Source organism: Sphingomonas sp. 77B (assembly GCF_056497825.1).
This window is the reverse complement of sequence record NZ_JBWMBY010000001.1, coordinates 3064718-3077540: the sequence shown is the minus strand read 5'-3', so window position 1 is coordinate 3077540 and position 12823 is coordinate 3064718. Positions and strand designations below refer to the sequence as shown.

The window sequence follows — 12823 nt, the reverse complement described above, 5'->3', positions numbered from 1 at the left end:
GCGCCACGCAATCGCGTGAAGCCCGGCGACAGTTCCCGCCGCCCGCTTTATGCTGACCCGCATCGGGGGGACGGACCATGCGCGACACCAGCGAAATCGAGGCCAATGACCATGCCGGGCACCGCGCGCGGCTGCGCAACCGATTGCTGGGCGGTGGCGGATTGCTCGATCATGAACTGATCGAATATCTGCTGATGACCGCCATCCCGCGCCGCGACACCAAGCCGATGGCCAAGGCGCTGCTCCGCGAGTTCCACGATATCGGCGGCGTCCTGACCGCCGATCCGATCGCGCTCCAGCGGGTCGACGGGATCGGTGAGACGGCGGCGGCGACGATCAAGATCGCCCAGGCGTGCGCGCTTAGACTGGTCCAGGCGGAAGCGATGAAGCGGCCGGTCCTGTCCAACTGGCAGGCGCTGCTCGACTATCTTCACGCCGACATGGCGCATCACGGGGTCGAACGGGTGCGGGTGCTGCATCTGAATACCCGTAACATGTTGATCCGCGACGAATTGATGGGACAGGGTTCGATCGACCAGGCCCCGGTCTATGTCCGCGAGGTAATCCGGCGCGCGATCGACTTCGGCTCGGCCGCGCTGATCCTGGTCCATAACCATCCCAGCGGCGATCCGTCGCCCAGCCGCGCCGATATCGACGTGACCCGCGCCATCGCCGAGGCGGGGAAGCGGCTGGGCATCACGGTGCACGACCATATCATCATCGGCACCTCGGGCCATGTCAGCTTGCGCGCGCAGGGTCTAATCTGACCCGATAGTGCCAAATCGGTCCTTGGCCGCCGCGATCCCGGCTTGTCCGGCCCTGCCCGCTCGCTCATCACGCGCGCCATGATGGACGCAATCCGCAAGCTGCCGGGCATCGGCCTGGCCTGTCATCTGGTCGACCGCCAGTCGCGCGCCCATCGGATGAAGCGGCATTTCCACCATGCCCGCGCGATTCAGGCAACGCCGCCGATCGTGCCGAAGCAGGACGGCGTGGTGATCCTGTCGATGATCGGCACCGCCACCGTCCTGCCCTATCTGGTCGCGGTGAAGTCGTTCCACCACCATCTGGGCATGGGGCGGATCGTCATCCTCGACGACGGCACCCTGACCGACGCCGACAAACGCCTGCTCGCGCATCATGTCGGATCGCCCACCATATTGCGGCTGGCCGATGTCGACGGCGCGGGATGCCCGCGCGGCGGAGCATGGGAAAGGCTGCTGACCGTGCTGGCGCTGCGGGCGGAGGATTATGTCATCCAGCTCGATTCGGACACGGTGACGCTGGGCGACGTTCCCGAAGTGCGTGCCGCGATCGTCGCGAATGACAGCTTCCTCTTCCTGGGTGGCCCCGATGCCGAGGACATGGGCATCCGGACGCTGCCCGACTTCGTCGCCCATCGCTATCCCCAAGGCCCCGCCGCCGAGCCCGCGCATATCCAGAGCCTGATCGAGTCGCGCCTGGCCGACCATCTCGACGCCGACCGCCACCATTATGTTCGCGGCTGTGCAGGATTTGCAGGCTTCGCACGCGGCGGCCCGAGCGGGCAGGCCGAGGCGGTTCGCTTTTCGCAGGAAGGCGCCCGGCTGGTCGGCGATACCGCCTGGACACGCTGGGGCAGCGAGCAGGTCACATCCAACTTCCTGCTGGCCAACGAACCGGGCGTGCGCCTGCTGCCCTATGCGCGCTATCACAATTACTGGCTGGAGCCGCAGCCGGTGGACGAGCGCTTCATCCATTTCGTCGGCACGCATCGTTACTCGGACGACCGCTATATCGTCGCGACCGACCGGGCGATCGCCCTTCTGCCCCGGCCCTGATCGTCTACACAACGACAAAGCCCCGTTTCGCGTTCGTCGCGCCCGGTGCTAGGGGCCGTCGCGATCACGGACAAGGAACACCACATGCAGGTCTGGACCGGGCTGGGCAATCCGGGCGCGCAATATGCGATGCACCGCCACAATGTCGGCTTTATGGCGATGGACGCCATTGCCGAGGTGCACGACTTCGGCCCCGTGAAGAAGCAGTTCCAGGGCTGGACCCAGGAAGGGCGGATCGGCGGTCAGAAGATCCTGCTGCTGAAGCCCGCCACCTTCATGAACGAAAGCGGCCGCAGCGTCGGCGAGGCGCTGCGCTTCTACAAGCTGGGCGTGGACGCCCTGACCGTCTTTCACGACGAACTCGACATCGCGCCCTTCCGCGTCAAGGTGAAGACCGGCGGCGGTACGGCGGGGCATAACGGCCTGCGCTCGATCGACCAGCATCTGGGGCCGGATTTTCGCCGCGTGCGGCTGGGCATCGGGCATCCGGGGCACAAAGACCGTGTAACCGGCCATGTGCTGGGCAATTACGCCAAGTCCGAGATCGAACCGCTGTCCGACCTGCTCGGCGCACTGGCGGCGGAGGCGCACTGGCTGGCGGAGGGCGACGACGTGCGCTTCGTCAACGACATCGCGCTGCGGCTGGGGGATGCGGCATGAGCGTGCGGCGCCTCTTCGCCTCGCTGCTCTATGAGGGCCAGTTGGATGATGCCGAGCTGCTGGCCGAGATCGAGCAAAGCTGCTGGGCGCTGGCCGAGGACGACCGGGCGGGGCGGCGCTGGTCCAAGGAGCATGGCTATCGCGGCTATACCAGCTATGCCTCGCTCAATGACCTGCCGATCCGCGATCCCGTCTTCGCCGACCTCAAGAAAAAGCTGGACCGTCATGTCGCGCGCTTCGCCGAGGAATGTGCCTTCGACCTTGGCGGCCGCAAGCTGAAGCTCGACAGCCTGTGGGTCAATGTCCTGAAGCCCGGCGGCCACCACTCGGCGCATATCCACCCGCATTCGGTGGTGTCGGGCACGCTCTATGTCGCCATGCCCAAGGGCTCGGGCGCACTGAAGCTGGAGGACCCGCGCCTGCCAATGCTGATGGCCGCGCCGCCGCGCCGCGCCGATGCGCCGGACGATCTCGCAACCTTCGCCACCGCCACGCCCGAGCCGGGTACGGTGCTGCTCTGGGAAAGCTGGCTGCGGCATGAGGTGGTGCCCAACGCCGCGAAGGGCGAGCGGATCAGCGTCAGCTTCAATTATTACTGATCCGAATGGAACGGGGACGACGACGCGCACCGCACCCGCGACCAGTCGAAAAGTTCCCTCGGCTGGTCGCGCATGAAAGGCGCTTGGTCGCGGCGATATCGTGCTGTTAACCTGTTTTGGGTAAGGGAAAAGGCGATCGCACCCCTATCCCGGATCTGTTCCCAATGCTCGAATTCGCCGTCTTCACCTTTGGCATGTTGGCCAGCTTCGTGCTGTCGGGCCTGGGTCGGAACAAGAAGGCGCAGCGCGCCAATCCGGCGATCCTGCATTATATGGGTCTGGTGCTGATGGGCTTTTCGGGTGCGATGGGCGTCATGCTGCTCGGCTATGCCGCCGCGCTGGCGGTAGGGGCCGCCTGAGGAGTACGGGAACTCCCCCACACCGTTCAGCCTGAGCGAAGTCGAAGGCCACGGGTCAAACCTTAGCCAAGGGGTATCTTGGCTAACCGGATTCCCTTGGCCTTCGACTTCGCTCAGGCCGAACGGAGGCGGGACAAACGCCCCCGTCCCTCCGCACCATCGGTTGAGAAATTCCCCCATCCTCGCTAGAGGGGCGCTTTCCCCTTTCCTGTAGGATAAGCGACGCATGGGTTTCCGCTGCGGCATCGTCGGCCTGCCGAATGTCGGCAAGTCCACCCTTTTCAACGCGCTGACCGAAACGGCGGCGGCGCAGGCCGCCAATTATCCGTTCTGCACGATCGAGCCCAATGTCGGCAACGTCGCGGTGCCCGATCTGCGCCTGTACCAGCTGGCCGAGGTCGCGGGCTCGGCCAAGATCATCGAGACGCAGCTGGCGTTCGTCGACATCGCCGGGCTGGTGCGCGGTGCGTCGAAGGGCGAGGGCCTGGGCAACCAGTTCCTGGGCAATATCCGCGAGGTGGACGCGATCGTCCACGTCCTGCGCTGCTTCGAGGACGGTGACGTCACCCATGTCGAGGGCAAGGTCGATCCCATCGCCGACGCCGAGACGGTCGAGACCGAGCTGATGCTCTCCGACCTGGAAAGCCTGGAAAAGCGCGTCCCCGCCTTCATCAAGAAGGGCCAGCAGGGCGACAAGGAAGCCAAGATCGCCGCCTCGGTCCTGGGCCAGACGCTGGAGCTGCTGCGCGATGGCAAGCCCGCGCGGCTGACCGTGCCCAAGGACGAAGAGGAAGCCCGCGTCTTTTCGCAGGCCCAGCTGCTGACCGCAAAGCCCGTCCTCTATGTCTGCAATGTCGAGGAATCGAACGCGGCGAACGGCAACGCCCATTCGGCGCGCGTCTTCGAAAAGGCGGCGGCAGAGGGCGCACAGGCCGTCGTCGTGTCGGCGGCGATCGAGGCCGAGATCGCGACCATGCCCGCCGAGGATCGCGGTGAATTCCTGTCGGAACTGGGCCTGTCGGAAACCGGCCTGGCCCGCGTGATCCGCGCCGGTTACGCGCTGCTCGACCTGCTGACCTTCTTCACCGTCGGGCCGAAGGAAGCGCGCGCCTGGACCGTCCATCGCGGCGCCAAGGCGCCCAATGCGGCGGGCGAGATCCACAGCGATTTCGAACGCGGCTTCATCCGCGCCGAGACGATCGCCTTCCCCGACTATATCGCGTTCAAGGGCGAAGCGGGCGCGCGCGATGCGGGCAAGCTGCGCGCCGAAGGCAAGGAATATGTCGTTCAGGACGGCGACGTGATGCTGTTCCGCTTCAACGTCTGATCCCTTTTGTGCCGGTCGGGTTCGCCCGACCGGCACATTTGACGCTTTTCAGACGCGGCGACGCACGTTAGGCGCCCAAACATGATCCATGTTAGTGCATTTCGCCGTGTCATCTACACCAGCCGCGCGGTCGGCGAGGACAAACGCGCCGATCAAGAGGCCATTCTGGCCAGTTCGCGCCGCAACAATGGCATGGACGGCGTTTCGGGCATCTTGTGGATCGGGGACGGCGAGTATCGCCAGCTGCTGGAAGGTCCGGCGGACAGCGTGCACGAAACACTGTCGCGTATCATGGGCGACCCCCGCCATGCCGACATCCGCATCCTCGACGACCGGATGACCGACGGCCCCGCATTCGGCGAATGGGCCATGGCCGGACTGCCCGGCGATCGGCCGCAGGACGCTACCGAGCGGCTCCGCCTCCTCCTCCGCAACGCGGACCCGACCATCCGTCAGTTCTTTCCGGTCGACTGAGGGATCGGCGCGGCGGCTGCCCCCTCGCCAGTGTCATATTGCGGCGCTATCGGGCTGGTCCGAAAGGATAGCCTCTCCCGTGATCCGACTCCCCCTTGCTGCCATTGCGCTCGCCCTGCTCGGCGGTTGCGCTTATCCCTACAGCCCGCCCGCCCTGCCGCCGGTGACGAGCGCACCGCCCGTGACCGGCGCCGCGACGCCCGTCACCCCAATGCGCGAGGAACGCGCGCCGGTCACGATCCTGGTATCGATCGACGGGTTCCGTGCCGACTATCTGAACCGCGGCATCACCCCGAACTTGTCGCGCTTGGCCGCTGGCGGAGTGAGCGCGCCGATGCGGCCGTCCTTCCCGTCCAAGACGTTCCCCAATCACTGGACGCTGGTGACCGGGCTGGTGCCCGACCGCCACGGCATCGTCGCCAACAGCTTCACCGACCCGGCGCATCCGGGCGAGCGCTTCACCATGGCGTCGGAGCAGCCTTATTGGTGGAATGCGGCCGAACCGCTCTGGGTCACCGCCGAGAAGGCGGGCATCCCGACCGCCACCATGTTCTGGCCCGGATCGACCGTCGCCTGGGGCGGCGTCCAGCAAAACGACAGCCATCACACCGTCACCGGCGGCATCCGCCCGCACGACTGGCAGGCGTATAATTCCGCCGTGTCCGAACGGCAGCGGGTCGACGCCATCCTCGACTGGCTCCGGCGTCCGACAGCCACCCGTCCGCGCTTCCTGACCCTCTATATCGACGAAGTGGATATCGCCGGGCACGAGGTTGGCCCGGACAATCCCGAGATCAACACCGCCATCGCCAAGGCCGACCAGGCGATCGGAATGCTGGTCGCGGGGCTCGCCGAGTTGCATCAGCCCGCCAATCTGGTGGTCGTCGCCGATCATGGCATGGCCGCCACGTCGAGCGACCGGGTGATCGCGCTCGACCAGCTGCTGGACCCGGCCGATTACGAACTGAGCGACGACGGCCCCTTTGCCTCGATCACCGCCAGGCCGGGGCATGAGGCCGCCCTGGAGGCGCGCCTGCTCGGGCGGCACGGGCACATGACGTGCTGGCGCAAGGGCGAAATCCCGGCGCGTTTCCATTACGGCCGCAATCCGCGCATCGCCCCCTATTTTTGCCTGGCCGATGCCGGGTGGATGATCGAGGCAAAGGCCCCGGACAAGCCCTTTGCCGGGGGAATGCACGGCTATGACAATGCCGATCCGACCATGACCGCGCTGTTCATCGCCAACGGCCCGGCCTTCCGCCCAGGCGTCCGGCTGGCACCATTCGACAATGTCGACGTTGCACCGCTACTGCGCGACCTGATCGGCCTGCCGGCGGGTCAGGGACTGGACGGCAACGACGCGCCGTTCCGCCGCGCGTTTCGACGCTGAGGAGACAAGGGAATGATCTGGCTGGAGGATGTCGCGGTCGGCGACGTGACGCGGTTCGGCGAATATCGGGTGACGCGCGACGAGGTCATCGCCTTTGCCGAGCGCTATGACCCCCAGCCCTTTCACCTGTCCGACGAAGCCGCCGCCGCCACCCATTTCGGGCGGCTGTCGGCCAGCGGATGGCATACCGCCTCGATGGCGATGGCGATGATCGTCGAGCATTTCCGCGACACCGGCTTTCAGAGCATCGGCTCGCCCGGCGTCGACGAGCTGCGCTGGACGAAGCCTGTCTATCCCGGCGACACGCTCCACTGCGAGGCGGAGGTGCTGGAGACGCGCGCATCCGCCAGCCGACCGGAGATGGGGTTCGTTATCAGCCGCTGGACCGTGCTCAATCAGGACGACGTGCCGGTCATGACGATGCGCCCCACCGTCATGATCCGGACCCGCCCCAAGGCCGATTAACGCGGGCCGCGCCCGCCGCGTCCACCCGGGCGGCCGCCACGCCAGCCGCCGGGACGCGGCGCCGACGGGGTCGGGCGAACGCCCTGTTGCCCACGCCACGCGCCGGGATTGCCGCGCCAGCCACCGGGGTTGGGCGCCGCGCCGGGCACCGGCCCGCGCCATCCGCCCCGGCCCCATCCACGCCACTGGTCGCGGATCGCGCCGCCGCGCCACGCATCCCGCCGCCCCTGCCAATAGGCACGCTGCCCGTCGTTCCAGCGGTACGGGCGGCGATAGCGATCGTAAACATAGACGCCGGTGCCGGGATAATAGAAGTCGTCATACCAGCCGAAATAGGACGGCGCGTAGCCATAGCCGCCATACCCACCGCCATAATAGCCCGGCGCGTATCCGCCGCCATAGCCCGCGCCGACCGACACGCCGCTATAGCCATAACCGTCCGCGCAGCCGCCCAGCGCCAGCAACCCGGCCGCGATCGCCGTGGCCCAACCCATTTTACCCAGGGTCATCATCGTCTCCTTGCCCCTGGTGCAGCCGGAGCGGGTGCGGCAGGGGTCCGTCATCCGCGTCGATCAGCGGTCAACCCCGCAGTGCGAACGCTTGTTCCTGCGCCCGTCTGCCTGCACCCGCGCTGAATGGTCGGCCGTCGTTCCCAAAGGGGATTGGCAAAACCGATCAAGCAAGGCTAACCTGACGTGCCGTTCATCATGGACGGGTCGAAACAGGCGGCGCATGACCGGGGACAATCCGGCACGACCGTCGACGACATAGCGTAACGAACGCGGGCAAAGGTGGAGGGACAGGACGAATGGCGATGACGGATAATACCGTACCCCCCGGCGAGTCACCCAAGCCATTCGAGGAAGAGGTTCACGATCCCCGCCGCCGCGACTTCATCAACGTCGCGGCCGCTTCCTTTGCGGGTGTCGGCGCACTGGCGATCGTCCTGCCGCTCATCAACCAGATGAACCCGTCGGCCGACGTGCTGGCGCAGTCCACCACCGAGATCGACCTGTCCAAGATCGCCCCCGGACAGGCGATCAAGGCCAGCTTCCGCAAGCAGCCACTGTTCGTCCGCAACCTGACGCCCAAGGAAATCGCCGAGGCCAACGCCGTGCCGCTGTCCGAGCTGCGCGATCCGCAGACGCTGGCCGAGCGGACCAAGCCGGGCAAGACGAACTGGCTCATCACGCTGGGCGTGTGCACCCATCTGGGCTGCGTGCCGCTGGGCGCGGGCGAGGGCGAGAACAAGGGCCCTTATGGCGGCTATTTCTGCCCCTGCCACGGCTCGGCCTATGACACCGCCGCGCGCATCCGAAAGGGTCCGGCGCCGAAGAACCTCTTCGTGCCCGATTATAAATTCGACACCGACACGACCGTCACGGTCGGCGCGGCCGCTTAAGGGGGATCCGGACCATGAGCTTTCCCTGGGCCAAACATTATCAGCCGAAACAGCCGGTCATGCGCTGGCTGGACGAGAAGCTGCCGCTGCCGCGCCTCGTCTACAACGCGGTCGGCGCTGGCTATCCGGTGCCGCGCAACCTGAATTATTTCTGGAATTTCGGTGTGCTGGCCGGCGCCGCGCTCGCCATCCAGATCATCACCGGCGTCGTGCTGGCGATGCATTATGCCGCCAATGCGGGCGTCGCGTTCGACTCGGTCGAAAGCATCATGCGCGACGTGAACGCAGGCTGGTTCCTGCGCTATGCCCACGCCAACGGCGCGTCGATGTTCTTCATCGTCGTCTACACCCACATCTTCCGCGGCCTCTATTACGGATCCTACAAGGCCCCGCGCGAGATGGTGTGGCTGCTGGGCGTGGTCATCTTCCTTCTCATGATGGCGACCGCCTTCATGGGCTATGTGCTTCCCTGGGGGCAGATGAGCTTCTGGGGCGCGCAGGTCATCACCGGCTTCTTTTCGGCGATCCCGCTGGTTGGCGATACCATCCGCATCTGGCTGCTGGGCGGGTTCGCGCCGGACAATGCCGCACTCAACCGCTTCTTCTCGCTCCACTATCTGCTGCCCTTCGTGATCGCGGGCGTCATCATCCTGCACATCTGGGCGCTGCACATTCCCGGCTCGAACAACCCGACCGGCGTCGACGTGAAGGGCGAGCAGGATACGGTGCCCTTCCACCCCTATTACACCGCCAAGGATGCGGTGGGGCTGGGCGTCTTCCTGCTGGTCTTCGCCAGCCTGCTGTTCTTCTTCCCCAACTATCTGGGCCATCCGGACAATTACATCCCGGCCAACCCGCTCTCGACGCCCGCGCACATCGTGCCCGAATGGTATTTCTGGCCCTTCTACGCGATCCTGCGGGCCTTCACCGCCGACTTCATTCTGCCCGCCAAGCTCTGGGGCGTGCTGGCGATGTTCGGGTCGATCCTGCTGCTGTTCTTTCTCCCCTGGCTGGACAGCTCGCCGGTACGCTCGAACAATTTCCGGCCCAAGGCGCGGATCGCCTTCTGGGTGCTGGTCGTCGACGTGCTGCTGCTCGGCTGGTGCGGGGGCTCGCCCGCGACGCCCTTCTTCATCATCCTCAGCCAGCTGACGGCGGCCTATTATTTCCTCCATTTCCTAGTGATCCTGCCCTGGATCGCCCGGACGGAGCGCCCCGCGCCGCTGCCCAACTCGATCACCGAGGCGGTGTTGTCCAAACATGGCGGCACGGCGCCCACCAAGTCGGCCCTCACCCCTTCGGCCTCGGCCTGACGCGAACCGAGAGAGGATAAAAGAACATGGTTCGTGGCATCGCATTCCTGGTCGGGGCGGCCTTCACCTTCGTCCTCGCCATCGCATTGTGGGGCAGCATCTCGGGGCTCGTCTCCGAGCCGCCCGTCCCCACCGCCGAGGAAGAGTTCCACCTTCACCCCAAGCAGGCGCATCTGGCATCGGACGGCATTTTCGGCCGCTTCGACCGCCGTCAGCTACAGCGCGGTTTCCAGGTCTACAAGGAGGTCTGCGCGGCCTGCCACTCGCTGCGGCTCGTCGCGTTCCGCGACCTGAAGGAGCTGGGCTATAACGAGGCCGAGGTGAAGGCGATCGCCAACCAGTGGGTGATCGAACAACCGAGCATCAATCCGGAGACGGGCGAGGCGACGACGCGCAAGAACGTGCCCGCCGACCGCTTCCCCTCGCCCTTCGCCAACGAAGTCGCGGCGCGCGCGGCCAACAACAACGCCCTGCCGCCCGACCTGTCGCTAATGACCAAGGCGCGGCATGACGGCACCAATTATGTCTATTCGCTGATCGGCCCCGACGGCTATCGCCAGCAACCGGCCGAGTTGCTGCGCAAGTTCCCCGACGCCAAGACACCGAACGGGCTGCACTACAACCCCTATTTCGCGAACCTGAACATCGCGATGCCGCCGCCGCTGAACCAGGACGGTCAGGTGCAATATACCGACGGCACGCTGGCGACCCGCGACCAGATGGCTAAGGACGTCGCGGCCTTCCTGACCTGGACCGCCGAGCCCAAGCTGGAATCGCGTCACGCGGCCGGGATCGGGGCCTTCGTCTTCATCCTGATCTTCTGCTTCCTGGCATGGGGCGCGTATCAGAATGTCTGGCGCGACGTGAAACACTGAGATCGGGAAAGCCCGATGTGAGAGAACTGGGGCGGTTTCCGAAAGGGAGCCGCCCGTTTTATTGGGGGGAAAATCTCTTTCCCCACCGCCGTTCAGGCTGAGCGAAGTCGAAGGCCACGCCCTGCTCTCTCCGCCGCCCCCCTGGCAGAGGGATGCCCTTGGCCTTCGACTTCGCTCAGGCTGAACGGGGGGTGGAAATGAGTGCTCATCTCTTTACCCCCGTTCGCGGGTGGCCCATTACGCCCCTCATGAGCGCCAATGACGACCTGAAAGCCCTGATCCGCACGATCCCGGACTTTCCCAAGCCCGGTATCCAGTTCCGCGACATCACCACCCTGCTGCTCGACCCCAGGGGTTTCGCGCAGAGTATCGAGCGGATGGCCGCCGCGACGCGAGGACAGGTCGATCTGGTTGCCGGGATCGAAGCGCGCGGCTTCATCTTCGCCGCCGCGCTGGCCGTGCCGCTCAACGCAGGCGTGCTGCTGATCCGCAAGGACGGCAAGCTGCCGGGCGCCACCATCGCCGAGGATTATGCGCTGGAGTATGGACAGGATCGCATCGCCATCCATGAGGATGCGCTGGTCCCCGGTGCCCGCGTCCTGCTGGTCGACGACCTGATCGCCACCGGCGGCACCGCACGCGCCGCCGTCCGGCTGATCCGCAAGGCGGGCGGCGTGGTCGAACAGGCGCAGTTCCTGGTCGACCTGCCCGACCTGGGCGGCGCCGATGCGCTGCGGGCCGAGGACATCGCAGTCGACTCGCTGCTGTCCTTTCCCGGCCACTGATGCGCCTGGCGCTGCATGAGCCCGACATCGCGGGCAATGTCGGCACACTGATCCGCACCGCGACCTGTTTCGGCGTCGCGGTCGACCTGATCGAGCCGATGGGCTTTCCCTATTCCGACCGCGCCCTGGCCCGATCGGCCATGGACTATGCCGCCATGGCGGAGGTGGTGCGCCATGCCGATTGGGACGCCTTCCGCGCCGCGAACCGCGGACGGGTGGTGCTGGCGACGACACTGGGCGCGGTGCCGCTGCCCGAGATGGAGTTCCGGCCCGACGACGTGATCCTGCTCGGCTCCGAGGGGGCGGGCGTGCCGGAGGCGGTCCACCATGCCGCCGATATCCGCGTGCGCGTGCCGATGCGCGCCGGGGTCCGCTCGCTCAACGTCGCGATCACTGGCGGCATTTTGCTGGCCGAAGCGCGCCGCCAGACCGGCTGGGGCCAAATGGCCGGTTGACCCTGCCCCCCGCCCCCGCCCAGAACGCGCAGCGATGAACAGCCGAACCCCCGACATCGCGCTCGACGCCGAGCAGGACGCCGCCCGCCTCTGGTTCGAGGCCTTGCGCGATCGGATCTGCGCCGAGTTCGAGGCGATCGAACGTGAGGCGGGATCGGATGCCGCCTTCCACTACACCGCCTGGGACCGCACCGACCCCAGCGGCCAGCCCGGCGGCGGCGGCGTGCGCGGGGTGATGAAGGGCCGCGTCTTCGAAAAGGTCGGCGTCAACGTGTCCACGGTCGGTGGCACCTTCGAGGGGCCGTTCGCCCAGACCATCCACGGCGCTGGCGACGATCCGCGCTTCGTGGCGACCGGCATCAGCCTGGTCGCGCACATGGCGAACCCGCATGTGCCCGCCGTGCACATGAACACCCGCTTCCTGACCACCACCAAGCGCTGGTTCGGTGGCGGCGCGGACCTCAATCCGCCGCTGCCCATCGCGGAGGACACCGCCGATTTCCACGCCCGGTTGAAGGCGGCCTGCGACGCGCACGACCCGGAGCATTATCCCCGGTTCAAGGCCTGGGCCGACGACTATTTCTACATCCCGCATCGCCAGGTGCATCGCGGCGTCGGCGGAATCTTCTACGACCATCTGGAGGGCGATTTCGACGACAACTTCGCCTTTACCCGCGATGTCGGCGAGGCGTTTCTGGACGTCTTTCCGCGCATCGTCCGGCGGCGCATGGGCCTGCCCTCTACCGAGGCCGACCGCGCGCAGATGCTGGCGTGGCGCGGCCGCTATGCCGAGTTCAACCTGGTCTATGATCGCGGCACGCTGTTCGGGCTCAAGACCGGCGGCAATATCGACGCCATCCTGATGAGCCTGCCGCCGCTGGCGACCTGGGAATAGGCCG

Annotated in this window: 16 protein-coding genes; 15 read left to right on the top strand and 1 reads right to left on the bottom strand. The window is 66.4% G+C overall.

The window, feature by feature from the left end; translation table 11 throughout:
- Positions 1 to 77: 77 nt before the first annotated feature.
- From radC to AC1GI4_RS14405, 9 genes are all read left to right on the top strand, one after another.
- On the top strand, positions 78 to 767 hold the full coding sequence (radC, locus tag AC1GI4_RS14445) for a RadC family protein (RefSeq protein ID WP_479629960.1): 690 nt from the start codon (positions 78 to 80) through the stop codon (positions 765 to 767).
- A gap of 78 nt (positions 768 to 845) precedes the next feature.
- Positions 846 to 1820 carry a hypothetical protein gene (locus AC1GI4_RS14440; RefSeq protein WP_479629959.1) on the top strand — a complete coding sequence of 325 codons (975 nt, stop codon included), beginning with the start codon at positions 846 to 848 and terminating at the stop codon, positions 1818 to 1820.
- An 84-nt stretch (positions 1821 to 1904) separates the two neighbouring features.
- A complete protein-coding gene (gene pth / locus AC1GI4_RS14435; RefSeq protein ID WP_294273403.1) occupies positions 1905 to 2480 on the top strand; it encodes an aminoacyl-tRNA hydrolase in 576 nt (191 codons plus the stop codon).
- Positions 2477 to 3079, top strand: coding sequence for a TIGR02466 family protein (locus tag AC1GI4_RS14430; protein ID WP_479629958.1), 603 nt, complete (start codon positions 2477 to 2479; stop codon positions 3077 to 3079). Before pth ends, AC1GI4_RS14430 begins: the two co-directional genes overlap by 4 nt.
- A gap of 164 nt (positions 3080 to 3243) precedes the next feature.
- Positions 3244 to 3438 (top strand): hypothetical protein, encoded by a 195-nt coding sequence (locus AC1GI4_RS14425; RefSeq protein WP_433911287.1) that lies wholly within the window; start codon positions 3244 to 3246, stop codon positions 3436 to 3438.
- A 226-nt stretch (positions 3439 to 3664) separates the two neighbouring features.
- Positions 3665 to 4765, top strand: coding sequence for a redox-regulated ATPase YchF (gene ychF, locus AC1GI4_RS14420; RefSeq protein ID WP_479629957.1), 1101 nt, complete (start codon positions 3665 to 3667; stop codon positions 4763 to 4765).
- 81 nt (positions 4766 to 4846) lie between these two features.
- A complete protein-coding gene (locus AC1GI4_RS14415) occupies positions 4847 to 5239 on the top strand; it encodes a BLUF domain-containing protein (protein ID WP_294273412.1) in 393 nt (130 codons plus the stop codon).
- A 79-nt stretch (positions 5240 to 5318) separates the two neighbouring features.
- Positions 5319 to 6629, top strand: coding sequence for an alkaline phosphatase family protein (locus tag AC1GI4_RS14410; RefSeq protein WP_479629956.1), 1311 nt, complete (start codon positions 5319 to 5321; stop codon positions 6627 to 6629).
- Between the two features lie 12 nt (positions 6630 to 6641).
- Entirely contained in the window at positions 6642 to 7094 is a 453-nt protein-coding gene (locus AC1GI4_RS14405) for a MaoC family dehydratase (RefSeq protein ID WP_433911290.1), read from the top strand.
- On the opposite strand, the gene AC1GI4_RS14400 is transcribed toward AC1GI4_RS14405, so the two are convergent.
- Positions 7091 to 7603, bottom strand: a complete 513-nt coding sequence (locus AC1GI4_RS14400) for a hypothetical protein (protein ID WP_479629955.1) — start codon at positions 7601 to 7603, stop codon at positions 7091 to 7093. The genes AC1GI4_RS14405 and AC1GI4_RS14400 overlap by 4 nt on opposite strands.
- A gap of 299 nt (positions 7604 to 7902) precedes the next feature.
- On the opposite strand from AC1GI4_RS14400, the gene petA reads away from it, so the two are divergent.
- From petA to hemF, 6 genes are all read left to right on the top strand, one after another.
- On the top strand, positions 7903 to 8496 hold the full coding sequence (gene petA / locus AC1GI4_RS14395; RefSeq protein WP_294273422.1) for a ubiquinol-cytochrome c reductase iron-sulfur subunit: 594 nt from the start codon (positions 7903 to 7905) through the stop codon (positions 8494 to 8496).
- A gap of 14 nt (positions 8497 to 8510) precedes the next feature.
- Positions 8511 to 9809, top strand: a complete 1299-nt coding sequence (locus tag AC1GI4_RS14390; protein WP_479629954.1) for a cytochrome b — start codon at positions 8511 to 8513, stop codon at positions 9807 to 9809.
- A gap of 26 nt (positions 9810 to 9835) precedes the next feature.
- Entirely contained in the window at positions 9836 to 10684 is an 849-nt protein-coding gene (locus tag AC1GI4_RS14385; protein ID WP_479629953.1) for a cytochrome c1, read from the top strand.
- A 248-nt stretch (positions 10685 to 10932) separates the two neighbouring features.
- Positions 10933 to 11469 carry an adenine phosphoribosyltransferase gene (locus AC1GI4_RS14380; RefSeq protein ID WP_479629952.1) on the top strand — a complete coding sequence of 179 codons (537 nt, stop codon included), beginning with the start codon at positions 10933 to 10935 and terminating at the stop codon, positions 11467 to 11469.
- Positions 11469 to 11924, top strand: a complete 456-nt coding sequence (locus AC1GI4_RS14375; RefSeq protein ID WP_479629951.1) for a tRNA (cytidine(34)-2'-O)-methyltransferase — start codon at positions 11469 to 11471, stop codon at positions 11922 to 11924. Before AC1GI4_RS14380 ends, AC1GI4_RS14375 begins: the two co-directional genes overlap by 1 nt.
- Positions 11925 to 11958: 34 nt before the next feature.
- A complete protein-coding gene (gene hemF / locus AC1GI4_RS14370) occupies positions 11959 to 12819 on the top strand; it encodes an oxygen-dependent coproporphyrinogen oxidase (RefSeq protein ID WP_479629950.1) in 861 nt (286 codons plus the stop codon).
- The last annotated feature ends 4 nt before the right edge of the window (positions 12820 to 12823 follow it).